10 protein-coding genes are annotated in these 14,316 nt (G+C 69.7%); 4 read left to right on the top strand and 6 right to left on the bottom strand.

From position 1 onward, the window contains the following. Positions 1–20: 20 nt before the first annotated feature. The 3 genes from JOD27_RS05160 to JOD27_RS05150 are packed head-to-tail and all read left to right on the top strand — an operon-like array spanning position 21 to position 2,726. A complete protein-coding gene (locus JOD27_RS05160) occupies positions 21–710 on the top strand; it encodes a response regulator transcription factor (RefSeq protein WP_204760887.1) in 690 nt (229 codons plus the stop codon). Further along, positions 700–2,025, top strand: a complete 1,326-nt coding sequence (locus JOD27_RS05155; RefSeq protein WP_204760886.1) for a sensor histidine kinase — start codon at positions 700–702, stop codon at positions 2,023–2,025. The genes JOD27_RS05160 and JOD27_RS05155 overlap by 11 nt, the downstream gene beginning before the upstream one ends. A gap of 41 nt (positions 2,026–2,066) precedes the next feature. After that, the gene (locus JOD27_RS05150; RefSeq protein ID WP_204760885.1) at positions 2,067–2,726 is read left to right on the top strand and encodes a phosphatase PAP2 family protein; all 660 of its coding nucleotides are present in this window, start codon (positions 2,067–2,069) and stop codon (positions 2,724–2,726) included. 81 nt (positions 2,727–2,807) lie between these two features. Here the strand turns inward: JOD27_RS05150 and JOD27_RS05145 are convergent, their stop codons facing one another. The 4 genes from JOD27_RS05145 to JOD27_RS05130 are packed head-to-tail and all read right to left on the bottom strand — an operon-like array spanning position 2,808 to position 10,362. Further along, on the bottom strand, positions 2,808–3,662 hold the full coding sequence (locus tag JOD27_RS05145) for a hypothetical protein (protein ID WP_204760884.1): 855 nt from the start codon (positions 3,660–3,662) through the stop codon (positions 2,808–2,810). Next, positions 3,640–6,831 carry an efflux RND transporter permease subunit gene (locus JOD27_RS05140; protein WP_239566325.1) on the bottom strand — a complete coding sequence of 1,064 codons (3,192 nt, stop codon included), beginning with the start codon at positions 6,829–6,831 and terminating at the stop codon, positions 3,640–3,642. Before JOD27_RS05140 ends, JOD27_RS05145 begins: the two co-directional genes overlap by 23 nt. A gap of 2 nt (positions 6,832–6,833) precedes the next feature. Continuing rightward, positions 6,834–7,253, bottom strand: a complete 420-nt coding sequence (locus JOD27_RS05135) for a hypothetical protein (protein ID WP_204760883.1) — start codon at positions 7,251–7,253, stop codon at positions 6,834–6,836. Between the two features lie 13 nt (positions 7,254–7,266). Beyond that, positions 7,267–10,362, bottom strand: a complete 3,096-nt coding sequence (locus tag JOD27_RS05130) for an efflux RND transporter permease subunit (RefSeq protein WP_204760882.1) — start codon at positions 10,360–10,362, stop codon at positions 7,267–7,269. A gap of 214 nt (positions 10,363–10,576) precedes the next feature. On the opposite strand from JOD27_RS05130, the gene JOD27_RS05125 reads away from it, so the two are divergent. Then, a complete protein-coding gene (locus JOD27_RS05125) occupies positions 10,577–12,244 on the top strand; it encodes a helix-turn-helix domain-containing protein (protein WP_204760881.1) in 1,668 nt (555 codons plus the stop codon). A gap of 16 nt (positions 12,245–12,260) precedes the next feature. Here JOD27_RS05125 and JOD27_RS05120 read toward each other — a convergent pair whose 3' ends face one another. Together JOD27_RS05120 and JOD27_RS46420 are read right to left on the bottom strand one after the other, a co-directional pair. Further along, complete coding sequence (locus JOD27_RS05120; RefSeq protein WP_204760880.1) at positions 12,261–12,914, bottom strand: response regulator; 654 nt, start codon at positions 12,912–12,914, stop codon at positions 12,261–12,263. Continuing rightward, positions 12,914–14,227 (bottom strand): sensor histidine kinase, encoded by a 1,314-nt coding sequence (locus JOD27_RS46420; protein WP_204760879.1) that lies wholly within the window; start codon positions 14,225–14,227, stop codon positions 12,914–12,916. The genes JOD27_RS05120 and JOD27_RS46420 overlap by 1 nt, the downstream gene beginning before the upstream one ends. Positions 14,228–14,316: the final 89 nt, after the last annotated feature.

Here is a 14,316-nt window from a genome sequence, read left to right as displayed (position 1 = left end):
GTGTCCAGTCAGGTGATCGCATGACTCCGTTGGGCCGGGTGCTGGTAGTCGAGGACGAGGCGTCCTTCGCGGACGCACTCGCGGACGGCCTGCGCCAGGACGGTTTCGAGGTCGAGACGGTCGCCGACGGCCTGCTCGGCCTGGACGCCGGGCTCACCCGCCCGTTCGACGCGATCGTGCTCGACCTGATGCTGCCGAGTCTGCCCGGTCTCGACCTGTGCGCTCAGCTGCGCCGCGCGGGAGTCCGGGTGCCGGTACTGGTGCTGACCGCCCGCAGCGGTGAGTTGGACCAGCTGCGCGCGTTGCGCATCGGCGCGGACGACTTCCTCACCAAACCGTTCTCGTACCGGGTGTTGCTGGCTCGTCTGCACGCGCTGCTGCGGCGGTCGGGCCTGCGCCTCGCCGACGTGCTGACCGCCGGTGATCTCGCGCTGGACCGGGTGGCCCGGCATTGCCGCCGCGGCGAGACGGCGATCGAACTGACACCGCGCGAGTTCGCGTTGCTCGAGCTGCTCATGTCACGGCCGGGCCAGGTGGTGTCCAAGCAGTTCGCACTGGACGAGGTGTGGGACTCGGCCATCCCGATCGAGTCGAACGTGCTGGAGGTCTACGTCGCCTACCTGCGGCGCAAGATCGACCTGCCGTTCGGCCGGCACGCCGTCGAGACTGTCCGGGGGGCCGGCTACCGGCTGGCGGCCGATGGCGGTTAGGCGTCAGGCCGGTGTCCGCGTCCGGTTGACCGCGCTGGCGGTGCTGGTCGTGGGGCTGGGGCTGGTCGCGGGCGGCGCGGTGACTCTGACGCTGGTGCGTGATCAGCTCACCGGCAACGCCGAGGTTCAGGCCCGCCACCAGGCCGACTCGTTCGTTCCGATGATCTCCAGTGGCCTGCCCGCCGTTCTGCCGCCGCTCGTGCAGGTCGTCGCGCGGGACGGCACGGTGCTCGGCGCGAGCGCGGAACTCGCGCACACCCGGCTGCTCGCACTGTGGCCGGAAAGCGGTGCGGTGACGGGAACTTCGCGGTTGCCCGACGGCGAGTACCACGCCGTCGCCGGTGTGCCGGGCTCGGTGCTCGGCCAACCCGTCGCGGTGTACGCGGCCGTGTCTCTGGAGCACGCCGACGAGGGTGTCGAGGCGGCCACGACAGCGTTGGCGATCATCGTGCCGTTCCTGCTCGTCGCGGCCGGAGGTACCACGTGGCTGGTGGTGGGGCGCGCGTTGCGTCCGGTGGAAGCGATCCGGGAACAGGTCACCGAGATCACCGCGAGCCAGCTCGACCGGAGGGTGCCCGAGCCCAAGGCCGACGACGAGGTCGGCAGGCTGGCCCGCACCATGAACGAGATGCTGGCACGCCTCGAGGAGGTGCACGAACGGCAACGCCGCTTCGCCGCCGACGCCGCCCACGAACTGCGCAGCCCACTGGCGAGCCTGCGCACCAGGCTGGAGGTCGGTCTCGCCCACCCGTCCCACACGGACTGGGTGCGGCTCGCCGTCGACCTGCACCGCGAGACGGTCCGGCTGGGTGGACTGACCGACGAGCTGATCGTGCTGGCGCTGGCGGACGGGGTCACGGAGACGGTCGAGTGGGTGGACCTGGACGAGGTGGTTCTGGCCGAGATCGAGGCGGTCCGCACCCGCGCCGTCGTCGAGGTCGAGCTCACCCCGTTCTCCACGGCCCGGCTGCGCGGCCGGTCGGGCGAGCTGAGCCGGGTCGTGCGCAACCTGCTGGACAACGCCGAACGCCATGCCCGGCACCGGATCACCGTCGGCCTGTGGTCGGCGGAGCGGTTCGCCGAACTGGTCGTCGCCGACGACGGTCCCGGTATCCCGGAATCAGACCGCACCAAGGTGTTCGAACGGTTCTTCCGCACCCAACGCGCCCGCGAGCGTGACAGCGGCGGCGTGGGCCTGGGGCTGGCGATCGTGCGCGAGGTGACCGAGCGGCACGGCGGTCAGGTGTGGCTGGCCGACTCGGCAGAGGGCGCGTGCTTCCACGTGCGGCTGCCGCTGGCAGAGGTTCCGGCCTGATCCTCACGATTCTCTAATCCGCGGGCCGTACCGTGCGGGGCATGAGGCGCCCCGTGCTGATGATGACGGCGCCGACGATCACGTTCGGCCTGCTCCTGTTCCTGGTGCTCGGCAAGTGGCCCCCGCTGCTGGCCGTGGACGACGACGTCCGGGACGACGTGCACCGCTACACCGCCGAGCACCCTGCCTTCGTCACGGCGATGAAGACGTTGAGCACCATCGGTTCCGCACCGGTCTACCTCACGGCGATCGCCCTCGTCGCGGCGTGGCTGCTGTATCGGCACCGTCCGAGGCAGGCGGTGTTCGTCCTGGTGACCGTCACGGGCAGCGCCCTGCTGAACGCGGTGGTCAAGAGGGCTGTCCAACGAGCCCGTCCGACGGTGCCCGACCCTCTGACCACTGCTCACGGTCTGAGCTTTCCCAGCGGCCACGCCCAATCCGCCGCCGTCACCTACGCGACCGTGCTGGTGGTCTTCTGGCCGGTGATGCGGTCCGCGGGACGCCGCGTCGCGGTTGTGCTCGCGGCAGCGATGGTGCTGGGGATAGGCCTGTCCCGAGTCGCTCTGGCGGTGCACTACGTCTCCGACGTGCTCGCGGGGTACGCCCTCGGCACGGCCTGGTTCCTCGCGATGGTCGCGTCATTCACCTTGCCGTCGTCTGCCGCCGATCCAGCTGCCGCCTCCACCTCCGAAGGCGGGTAGTGGCGTGACCCTGAACGTCGCCAGGCGAATCACCCGGCCGACGTTCTGGGTCACGCCACGGGGTCAGAGCCGGAAGGCTCCTCAATCGCAGGGCACCGCGGGCGAGGTCCGGCCGAACACGTTCGGGCTGACCTGATAGCCGTGCTCGTCCAGCGCCAGTGCTCGCGCACGGGCCTTCGCCAGCGCGTTCGGCCCGAGGTGGCGATAGCTCACCAGGCTCAGCACCTCGGGATTCACGTCGCCGGCCGCGTCGACCTGCACGATGCCGACACCCGGTGCGTGGAACTTCTGGTGGTGGCCGCCCTCGGGGTCGTTCGGTGCCCACTCGTCGATCACCAGCACGCCGTCGTAGCAGTTGACCGGCACGCAGACGCGTTGGTTGGTCTTCAGGACCTGGCCGCAGTCCTCGAAGGCGATCTTGGGGGCCAGGCCCTGCAGGTACGCGGGGGTACCGAGAGCCGGTCGCGCAAGCATCGCGATGCCCGCGCGTGCCCCGGCCGTACCACTGACCCACACGCTCGGGGCGCCGGCGAACTCGCCGTTCTCGTACTCCTCGGGGTACTCACCCAGTGCCCACACCGTTCCACCGAGATCCTGCGCGAACATGGCGAGCTCCGCCTCCGCGAGCACCTTGCCGTCGAGGTCCTCGTCCAGCACGACGATCGTCCGCACACCGTCAACCACCTTGGTCAGGTCGGTCACCGTGGTTCGCACCGTGTGCGACGCCCCACCGACCGTGCCCTTGAGGGTGTACTCGGTTCCCGGGACGAGCGGGAAGAACCGGTTGTCGACCTTGGGATGGCTGGGGAACTGGCCGAGCCGTTGGGGAGCACCGCACTCCTGGGTCCGGGCGGACGCGGTGCCTGGAGTGGTCAGCAGGCCCGCGACGACCAGGGAGCCCAGCAATGCCGCACTAAGGCGTTGGGCGAGGGACATCGGGCTCTCCGTTCCTCAGGACGTGACGCGCTTGCCGGCTGCTCCTGCCGAAGCGCAGGTACAGGGAAGGGACGACGAACAGGTTGAGCAGGGTCGAGGTGACGAGGCCGCCGAGGATCACGATCGCGAGCGGGTACTCGATCTCGTGGCCGGGCCGGTCGCCGAGCACGACCAGCGGCACCACCGCGAGACCGGTCGCGAGCGAGGTCATCAGGATCGGCGAGAGCCGTTCCCGCGCGCCTCGCAGGACGAGGTCGCGACCCCAGGTCTCGCCCTCCTCCTGCTCCAGGTACTGGCAGTGGTTGATCAGCAGGATGCCGTTGCGGGCGGCGATGCCGAACACCGTGAAGAACCCGATGAGCGATCCCAGCGAGATGACGCCACCGCCCGCGAAGGCGGCGATGAGGCCGCCCACGAGTGCCATCGGAAGGGTGAGGAAGCTCAGGGTCGCGAGCCGCCAGCTGCGGAACGACACCTGCAGCAGCAGGAAGATCGCCAGTGCGGCGACGATGCCGACGAGGTACAGGCGGTTCTGCGCGGACTGCTGCTCCTGGTACTCGCCGAGCAGCTCGTAGTGGTAGCCCTGCGGGAACTGGACCTCGGCCAGCGCCCGCTCGACGTCCTTGGCCGTCGAGGCGAGGTCGCGTCCGGTGACCCCGGCCGCCACGTCGATGCGGCGTGAGTCGTTCTGCCGCTCGATCACGTTGGGAACCGGCTGGACGCTCACCTTCGCCACGTCGCCGAGCCGCACGGGCGTGCCGGCGGGGGTGTCGATCAGCAGGTCGCTGATGTCGGCCACGCTGTGCCGCGTCGCGGGCGTGCTCCACACCATGACGTCGTAGGCCTTGCCGTCGCGGAAGATGTCGCCGACCTCCTCGCCCGCGACCAGGGTGGACGCGGCACGGCGGACGTCGCCCGGCTTCAGTCCGTGCACGGCCGCCTTCGCCAGGTCGACCTCGACCTCGACCTGCGGCTCGTCCACCTGGAGGTCGACGTGCGAGTCGGAGATGCCGCGGATGCCTTCGATCTTCTCGAGGACCTCCTGGCCCTTCTCGCGGATGACCTTGAGGTCCTGACCGTAGATCCTGATGACGATCGGTTCCTTGGCCCCCGTCAGGACCTCCTCGATCCGTTCGTTCAGGTACGTCTGAACGTCGTGGAAGAGGCCTGGGTACCGGGCGATGACGCGCTCGATCGCGTGGATCGTGGTCTCGTAGTCGACATCCGGCGAGATGCTGATCCAGTTCTCGCCGAAGTTGACGCCCACGACCTCCTCGCCGAGGAACGCCTGGCCGATGTGCGAACCGAACGACTGCACGCCGGGGATCTCCCGCAGTTCCCGGCTCACCTGCAGCGTGATGCGCTGCTCCTCCTCGACCGACGTTCCGGGCGAGGTGATCCAGTGGCTCAGGAAGTTGCGCTCCTTGAACTCCGGGAACAGGGACTGGCCGAGCTGTGGCAGCACGAGGATCGCGGCCACGACGAGCAACCCCGCCATCGCGTAGACCCGGCGTGGTCGCTGGACGATGCGGGCGAGCAGCCTGTCGTAGCGGCGTTCGAGCCATCGGGCGACCGGGGACTGGTGGCGTTCGACGTGCGCGCCGCGCAGGAAGATCAGTGTGAGTGCGGGTGTGACGGTCAGGGCGACGACCATCGAGGCGAGGATCGCCAGTGTGTACGCGGCGATCAGCGGCTGGAAGAACGACCCGGTGACGCCCTCCAGCACGAACACCGGCGCCGTCGCCGCGAGGATGATCAGTGTCGCGTAGACGATCGGGCTCCTGACCTCCAGCGACGCGGACAGGATGATCGACGAGGTCGACTTCTCGCTGCCCGCGAGGCGTTCCTGCCGCAGCCGCCGGACGATGTTCTGCACGTCGATGATCGCGTCGTCGACCACCGCCCCCAGCGCCAGCACGAGGCCGGCCAGTGTCATCGTGTTCACCGTCGCGTCCCAGGCACGCAGCACCAGCATCGCCGCCATCAGGGACAGCGGGATCGTCAGCAGGCTGACGAGCGCGACGCGCCATTCGAAGAGGAACAGCGTCAGGATCACGAAGACGAGGAGGAACCCGAGCAGCAGCGCCTGGGTGAGGTTGTTGATCGACGTCTCGATGAAGGTCGACTGCCGGAAGATGCTGGTGTTGAACGTGATTCCGGGCAGTCCGGGTTCGAGCGACTTGATCGCGTCGTCCACGCCCTTGCTGATTTCGAGCGTGTTGCCCCACGGCAGCTTCTCCACCACGAGGAGCAGGCCTGGGGAGTCACCGACGACGGCGTCGCCCGCGAGCGGCTGGTGGGCCTCCACGACCTGGGCGATCTCGCCGAGCTGGACCTGGGTCGGCTGCGGACCGTCCTCGGTGTCGACCTGGCCCTGCACGGTCACCTTCGCCATGTCGGCCGGCGACACGATCGGCAGCACGTGCCGGATCCCGACACGTTGGTCGGACGTCTCGACGGCACCGCCGGTGCCGATGATCGAGCCGGCGGTGAACCGCAGCAGGCCGGAGTCCACCGAGTCGCCGGTCGCCTCCATGACGCCGTCGAGCGTGACGTTGCGCTCCTTCATCTTCTTCGGGTCGACCTGCACGGTGAGCATCTGCAGCCGCTCACCCCAGATCGCCACGTTGGCGACCCCCGGCACGCGCAGCAGCCGCGCCCGGATCGTCCAGTAGGCCATCATGGACATCGAGATCAGGGAGTGTTCCTTCGACGACATCCCGATCTTCAGGACGCGGCTGGTCGCCGACACGGGCGCCAGGATCACCGGCGGGCTCGCCCAGGTCGGCAGGTTGTTCTGCACGGTCGTGAGGCGTTCCTGGACGAGCTGCCTGGCCTGCAACAGGTCGGTGCCCTCATCGAAGATCAGCTCGACGGACGACAGCTGCGGCACGGACTTGGAGCGCAGGTCGTTCAGACCCTTGATCCCGGTCAGCACCTGCTCGATGGGGACCGTGACCAGCGACTCGACGTCCGCTGTGGACAGTCCGAGGCAGATGGTCTGGATCTCGACGCGCGGCGGGGCGAACTCGGGGAACACGTCCACCCGCATGTTCTGGACCTGGAGCGTCCCGACCGCCATCATCGCCGCGGCCGCGGCCACCACGAGATAGCGGAACTTCAGGCTGGAGCCGACGATCCAGCGCATCGCCGTGCGTCGTTCGGACATGATCAGCCTCCGCCGACGCCGTTCTCGGTGCCGAGCAGCTCGGCGGAGCCCACCACGACCACCGCGGTGCCCGCGGCGGGACCGGACGAGAGGATGGCGCGGTCGTTCTCGACCTTGGCGATGGCGACCTGTTGCCGGACATAGGTCTTGGGCTCGGGATTGGTGTAGGTCCAGGTGCTGCCGTCCGGGTCGTAGAGCACCGCGGTCATCGGGATGACGGCCTGACCACCCGCCGCCGCGGCCGCCACGGTCTCGGTCTTGATACCCAGGCGTTGGATCGCCTCATCCGTCAGAACCAGCTTGTGGGCCTGCGAGCCCTCGATGGCCTCGACGACGGCGGCTTCCGGTTCTTCGCTCTCGGCGCTTCCCTCTTGGCACCCCGCGAGAAGTGCGGCGGCCACGATCAGTGCCAGTGCGCGCATTCCAGCCTCCCCTTCAGTTTCGGGCAGGTGCGTGTTGGAGGTACAACGCGGGCGTGATCACCAGCGTCAGCAGGGTCGAGGTGACCAGGCCGCCCAGCAGCACCGCGGCCAGCGGGAACAACACCTCGAGGCCGGAGACACGGCCGAGCACCAGCACCGGGACGACGACCGCGGCCGTGGCCACGGCGGTGAGCACGACCGGCCCGGCCCGGTCCCTGGTGACCCGGAGGATCTCGTCGGCTCCCACGGCCCCGGCTTCCTGGTAGCCGTGGACGAGCACCATGACGTTGCGCAGTGCGAGACCCAGCACCGCGGCGAGCCCGGCCAGCGCGCCCAGCGTCAGGACACCGCCGGAGAACCCGGCCGCCAGCACGCCGCCGACCGCGGCCAGCGGCAGCGTCAGCAGGACCAGCAGTGCGGTGCGCCAGCTGCGGAACGCGGCCTGCAGCAACAGGAAGATCCCGATCAGCGCGATGAGGGCGAGCCCGGCCGTGAGCAGGGCCTGGTCGCGCTGGCCGCTCACCTCGTCGAGCACCTCGGCGTGGTACTCGAGCGGCATGCTCACGTTCGGCAGCCGACCCTTGACGTCGGCGGCCACCGAGCCGGCGGAACGGCCGCGCACGTTCGCGATGACGTCGATGCTGCGCGACGTGCCGGTGTGCCGCACCGTCGTCGGGTACGAGGTCGTGCGCACGGTGGCCACGTCGCCGAGGCGCACCTGGCCGCCCGCGGGCAGGTCGATCAGCAGGTCCCCGACGTTGCTGGGCGAGAAGCGCGTCGTGGGCGTGCCGAGCACGACGACGTCGAACACCTTCTGGTCCTCGTAGAGGTTTCCGACCGGCAGGCCGGAGAAGAACGTGCCCGCGGCACGACGCACGTCACCCGGCTTGATCCCGAACCGCTGGGCGGCCTGGAGGTCGACCTTCACCTCGAGCGTCGGCTCGTCGGGCGGCTGGGGCGCCACCTTCGGGTCGGTCACGCCGTCGACGGTCGTGAGGAGCTGCTTCACCTCGTCGGCCTTGCTTCGCAGGATGTCGAGGTCGTAGCCGTAGACACGGACCACGAGGTCGCCGCCGGCGGCCGCGCGCGCCGTGTCCACCCGCTGCTCGGCGTAGCTCGCCAGGTCGACCTGCATGCCGGGGTAACCGCGGACCACGCGCCGGACTTCGGCCGCGGTCGCGTCGTAGTCGGCTGTGTCGGTGAGGCCGATCCACAGCTCGCCGGCGTTCACGTTGACGGTCTGGTCGGACGCGATCGCCCGGCCCACGTGGGCGCCGACGGCCCGGACACCGGAGATGGCGCGGACCTCGCCGGCGGCGGCGCTGGTGACGCGGTCCATCTCGGCCAGCGAGGTGCCGGCCGCGGTCTGCCAGCGGACCAGGAGGTTCCGGTCCAGCCGCGGCGGGAGCAGCGAGCCGTTGCCGGTGCCGAGCTGCGGCAGCAGCGCGAACCCCGCCGCGATCAGCAGGACGATCGCCAGGTACACCGGCCACCGGCGGCCGAGGAACGCGGGCATGGTCCGGTCGAAACCCCAGTGGACGAGCCGCACGGCCGGGCTCGGACGCCGGTCGAGCCGCCCGCGCGAGAGGAGCACGACGGCCAGCGCCGGTGTGACGGTGAGCGCCACCACCGCGGAGGCGACGATCGCGAGGCCGTACGACATCGCCAGCGGGCCCGAGAAGGCACCCGGAACACCGCCGAGGAAGAACAGCGGCAGCGTCGCCAGCAGCAGGATCAACGTCGTGTAGAGGAGCGGCCTGCGCACCGCGTGCGAGGCGTCGACGACCACGCCCAGCAGCGGGGCGTCGCCGCCGGACGCCCGGTGCTCGCGCAGGCGACGGCGGATGTTCTCCGCGTCCGTGACCGCGTCGTCCACGATCGCGCCGAGGGCGATCGTGAGGCCGACCAGCACCATCACGTTGAGAGTCGCGCCCCGCAGATGGAGCACCCACAGCGCCGTGATCACCGACAGGGCCAGCGAGACGAAGCTGATCAGGGCCATCCGCAACGAGAAGAAAGCAGCGGCGAACAGCACGAACAGGATCACCAGTCCGACGATCGCCCACAGGCCGAGGTGTCCGAGCGCGTCCTCGATGTAGGACGCCGGGCGGTAGACGTTCGTGTCGACGGTGATCCCGGCGAGTCCCGGCTTGAGGGCGTTCATGGCGTCCTCGACGGCCGCGGTCACCTCACGCGTGTTGGACTCCGGGAACTTCTCGATCACGAGCATCAGTCCGGGGCCGTCGTTCAGCACCGCGTCACCGATGAGCGGCTGGTGGTCTTCGACGACCGTGGCGACGTCACCGAGGTGCAGCCTCTTGTCACCGGTGTCCTCGACGCTCACCGAGGCCAGGCTCTGGGGTGTCGTGATCGGCAGGATGTGCTGGATCGCGAGCCGCTGGGAGTTCGTGTCGATGAACCCGCCCGTACCCGGCGTCGACGCCTGCACGAACGTCAACGGCGACACCCACAGCGCGTTGCCGGTCGTCTTGAGCACCTGGGTCACCGACACGCCGTACTGGCGCAGCTTGTCCGGGTTCACCTGCACCTGGAGCTGCCGGTCGCGCTGACCCCAGATCGCGACGTTCGCGACCCCCGGAATGCCCTGCAGCCGCGGCTTGATCTTCCAGCGCGCGAGCACCGAGAGGTCGATGGCCGACAGGTCCTTCGAACCGAGGCCGATCATCATGACCCGGCTGTCCGAGGACACCGGTTGCACCATGAACGGCGAGCTGCCGACGTTGGGCAGCGCGTGAGCCTGGACCATGCGCTCCTGCACGAGCTGGCGCGCCTTCAGGATGTCCGTCCCCGGCTCGAAGATCAGCTCGATGGACGACAGACCCGGCGACGACTCGGATCGGATCTGCTGGAGCCAGGCGATCCCGTTGAGGAGATCCTGCTCCATCGGCACGGTGATCAGCTGCTCGACCTCGGCCGCGGAGAGCCCGAGCGCCTCGGTCTGGATCTGGACCTGCGGGGGCGCGAACTCGGGGTAGACGTCGAGCGGCGCTTTTTGGATCTGGATGATTCCCAATGTGGCGACCACGGCGACCAGTGCGGCGACAAGGACGCGGAACTGAACACTCAGGCCAACGATTGTCCGGACCATGGCCGCTCGCCCTCGGTAGTCGAAAAGCGCCTGCGCGTCATTTGTGCCTGATCCCCCGAAGGATCAAGCAGTACTTCGTAACACCCGCCTTTCGCGGTCCGAACAGGTTTACATAGCGGTGTTTTTTCGGCGTCGAGTTCCGGTCAGAGCCGGACAGGACCGGACAAGCGGTGAATTGGCCGGTGCGTGTGACCGGATCGTGAGGTGATCACCGATGACGTGGCCCGAGCAGTGGGCGCTGTCTGACATCGACGACGCCCAGAACCTCGTCGAACTCGGTCATCTTCTCCGCCGCCTCCGCCGCAGGCTGGCTCGCCGGGCCGGTGGCCCGCTGCTCACCTACCGCGCGATCGCCGCCAGGACCGGCTGGGCCCACGGGGTGATCGGGGACTACTTCGCGGGCAAGGCGCTGCCGCCGACGGACCGGTTCGACGAGCTCATCCAGTTGCTCGGCGCGTCAGCCGAGGAGCAGCGGAAGCTCGCCACGGCCCGCGACCGCGTCGAGGAACGACGCCGGGCGCGTGCGCCGTTCAGCGACATGACCCGGTCGTTCGAGGAGAATGGGGCAACCCCGAGGGGACTTCCCCCGGACATCGGCGGATTCGTCGGCCGGCATTGTGAGCTTGCCGAGCTGGAAGCCGTGATCAGGCCGTCGACCAACCCTGACCCGGTCGTGATCTGCGCGGTGGACGGCGCTGCGGGCGTCGGCAAGTCCGCGCTGGCGGTCCATGCCGCGCACCAGCTCGCACACCGGTTCCCCGACGGGCAGGTGTACGTCAACCTGCACGGATTCGCGCCCGGCGCGGTGCCCCTGCCCCCGGTTGCCGCGCTCGCCCGGTTTCTCCGCGCGCTGGGCGTTCCCGCCACCGGCATCCCGGCCGACGAGGACGAGGCCGGCGTGATGTTCCGCGCACTGACCGCCACGCGACAGCTGCTCGTGGTGCTGGACAACGCGTTCGACGCCACTCAGGTCAGGCCGTTGCTGCCGGGCAGCTCGATGTGCGCGGTGCTGGTCACCAGCCGCGAGGTCCTCGCGACCCTGGACGGTGCGACCCACGTGCACCTGGACGTGCTGCCGGAACCGGAGGCCGTCGAGCTGCTGGGCAGCATCGCGGGGAAGCGGCGGCTGGAGGACGACCGCTTCGCCGCCGAGCAGGTGGCGAGGCAGTGCGGGAACCTGCCGCTGGCACTGCGGATCGCCGGAGCCCGGCTGGTGGCGCGCCCGCAGTGGCCGATTCGGCGGCTGGCGGACAAACTCGCCGATGCCGAGCGCAGGCTCGATGAGCTGCAGCAAGCGGATCTGCAGGTCAGGACCAGCTTCCAGGTCGGTTACGAGACGTTGCGGGACAGCGGCAGCACGAGGGATGGTGCCGCGGCCGCGGCGTTCCCTCCCCTCTCGCTGTTCGACGGGCCGGAGTTCAGCCTGCCGGTCGCCGGCTGCCTGCTCGGCCAGGACCCGTCGATCGCCGAGGTGAACCTGGAGCGACTCGTCGACGCACATCTGCTGGAGGCCACGGCACCCGGCCGCTACCGGTTCCACGACCTGCTGCGCCTGTACGCACGGGAACTGGCGGTGCGGCTGTTGACCCCGGAGGCGCGGACCGCCGCGATTGCACGGGTCGTCAATTGGTACGCGGCCACCATTTGGCAGGCCCTTCGGGCGCTGCACGGCGAGGATTCGTGGCACATTCCCGAGGGCGCCCCGCAGCACCCGTGGGAAATGATGTTCGCCGGGCCGAAGGCCGCGGCCGAGTGGCTCGAGGCCGAGCGGGCGAACCTGCACGCGCTCATTTCCCAGGCGGGTGCGCTGCCCACGCTGCCGCCGGAAATCCCGTCGGTGCTGGAGCAGTCGCTGCTGCCGGCGGTGGAACACGAACTGTGATGCCCCGCCCGGCCGCTCAGCTCGGCGTCCTCGCCTCGTTGACCAGCGCCACGGCAGCCAGCTGGGTGCCGACGTCCAGCTTGGTGAGCACAGACCTGATCTGCGCCCGCACAGTGGCGAGCGAGATGCCGAACTCCTCGGCGACGGCTGCCGCCTGAACGCCCGCGGCCAGCCGGTCGAGCACCTGGCGTTCCCGTGTGCTCAGCCTGGCGAGGCGTTTCTCGATCTCGTCGTGCCTGGCACGCAACCGCCGGTACAGGGTGACGAGCTCCGACCGTGCGGCCTGGCTCAGCACCTCACGGCCGGCCGCCGCGTCCACGGTGACGGCCAGCAGACGTTCGAACGACTCCGTCTTGCTCACCCAGCCGGCGGCGCCCAGTGCCACGGCCCTCGCGAGCGCGTAGCGGTCGCGGCTACCGGTCACGATCAACACGGACCAGCCCATGGACACCAACGGCACAACGAGCTCCGCGCCGCTCTCGACGCCCTCGCCCAGGTACAGGTCGAGCAACGCGAGGCCGGGCTCGTATCCGCTGATGTCGGTGAGGATGTCGGCGGTGCGCGCGACGGGCACGTGGAACGCGTCGAACCCCTGGGAGCGCAAGGCCATCACCAACGTGGTCCGGATCAGCGTGTGGTCGTCCACGACCAGCACGGTCCGGGCCGCCATCAGACCGCCTCTGCGGCCCAGCCAGTGGCACCGGGCAGGTGAAGGAGCGCGACACAGCCCCGCCCGCTGTCGTCCGAGCCGATTCCCAACGTCCCGCCGTACTCCGCCAGCAGACGGGTGCACACCCGCAGCCCTATCCCACGATGGCCGTTCGGCGTGTAGCCGGGACCGTCGTCGGACACCTCGATCCACACCCCGTCGCCATGGGCGCCGGCACGGATGCGCACGAGCGCGCCCGCGGCATGCCGCTCACAGTTCACCAAAAGATTGGTCACGACCTGCGCGAGCTCGGCCGCCGGCATGACGGTCCTCAGTCCCTCGGCCACCTGCAGCTCGATGGCCGTGCCGCGGGCGCGGTGCAACGCGACGAGCCTCGTGAGCAACGGCTCCAGGTGGACGACGCCGTCCTGAGATGCCGCGTGGCCGAGCAGGTAACGCACGCGTTCGAGCTCCGCCTGCACTGCCGAGCCGAGCGGGGTGCGCTCACCGAGCACGTGGGTGACCCCGGAGAGGCCGGAGACGAGGTTGCGGATCTCGTGGTTGCGCTCGGCGACCTCGCTGGCCAGCTGACGCGCCCTGTGTTCGGCGGCGATGAGGAGCTCGGCGTGGTCCCGTGCCTCACGCATGGCACGCAGCGCGGGGCGGGCGAGAGCGGTGAGCACCAGCAGCAGACCGAGCAGCCGCAACGCGGCGAAGTCGAGGTCGGGCTGGCTGAGCTCCGGTCTCAGCGCGAGGTTGTCGACGTGGGCGAGGGCGACCACGGTCAGTCCGAAACCGACTCGCCACGTGACCGACTGGTGCCGCTTTCCGCCTACCACGACGAATGCCGCGGCGACGATGAACCAGCCGACGACCACGGCGATGGTGGCGAGCGTCGGCCCTTCCTCGTTTCCGGAGAACGGGACCACGTGCGCGACGACACCGGCCACGACGGTGACCAGCACGGCGAGGACAACGGCCGTGGGCCATCGCAGGCCGAGGTAGAGCTCCGGGCAGAGCGCCCAGATCATCAACACCAGGAACAGGCTGCTGGCGACGAACCCGCCGACCGCGACGGCGGGTTCGAGTCTGTTCGGCAGGTCGAAGACGCTCGCCGGAATCATGATCACGCCGTAGAAGGCGAGCGGTCCGGCCAGCCGCCGGTCGGTCTCGTCCATGGACCTGGGGATCATCCGAGCCACGATCGCCGCCGCGGTCGCGACGCAGGCGGACACCAGTGCCAGCAAGGTGAACACCTCGCCGGCGGCCGTCTGCCACATGTGGTCCAGTCGATCTCCCTGCCACCACAGCAGCACCAGGGCAACCGCGAACACACCCGACTCGGCAAACACCGCTCGTGGTCGCACAACTACCCAGCGGGCGCGCGGAAGTACGAAGTGATGCATGGCGGCCGGTCCACAAG

It is taken from the genome of Lentzea nigeriaca (assembly GCF_016907955.1).
In the GTDB taxonomy this organism is placed as follows: Bacteria; Actinomycetota; Actinomycetes; order Mycobacteriales; family Pseudonocardiaceae; genus Lentzea; species Lentzea nigeriaca.
This window is presented reverse-complemented; position numbering and strand designations above follow the sequence as displayed.

What these genes read in the sequence shown, in the direction of transcription:
- JOD27_RS05145 (WP_204760884.1), bottom strand. Translation starts at nt 3,662, where the DNA reads ATGTCCCTCGCCCAACGCCTTAGTGCGGCATTGCTGGGCTCCCTGGTC.
- JOD27_RS05135 (WP_204760883.1), bottom strand. Translation starts at nt 7,253, where the DNA reads ATGCGCGCACTGGCACTGATCGTGGCCGCCGCACTTCTCGCGGGGTGC.
- JOD27_RS05160 (WP_204760887.1), top strand. Translation starts at nt 21, where the DNA reads ATGACTCCGTTGGGCCGGGTGCTGGTAGTCGAGGACGAGGCGTCCTTC.
- JOD27_RS05155 (WP_204760886.1), top strand. Translation starts at nt 700, where the DNA reads ATGGCGGTTAGGCGTCAGGCCGGTGTCCGCGTCCGGTTGACCGCGCTG.
- JOD27_RS05150 (WP_204760885.1), top strand. Translation starts at nt 2,067, where the DNA reads ATGAGGCGCCCCGTGCTGATGATGACGGCGCCGACGATCACGTTCGGC.
- JOD27_RS05140 (WP_239566325.1), bottom strand. Translation starts at nt 6,831, where the DNA reads ATGTCCGAACGACGCACGGCGATGCGCTGGATCGTCGGCTCCAGCCTG.
- JOD27_RS05130 (WP_204760882.1), bottom strand. Translation starts at nt 10,362, where the DNA reads ATGGTCCGGACAATCGTTGGCCTGAGTGTTCAGTTCCGCGTCCTTGTC.
- JOD27_RS05120 (WP_204760880.1), bottom strand. Translation starts at nt 12,914, where the DNA reads ATGGCGGCCCGGACCGTGCTGGTCGTGGACGACCACACGCTGATCCGG.
- JOD27_RS05125 (WP_204760881.1), top strand. Translation starts at nt 10,577, where the DNA reads ATGACGTGGCCCGAGCAGTGGGCGCTGTCTGACATCGACGACGCCCAG.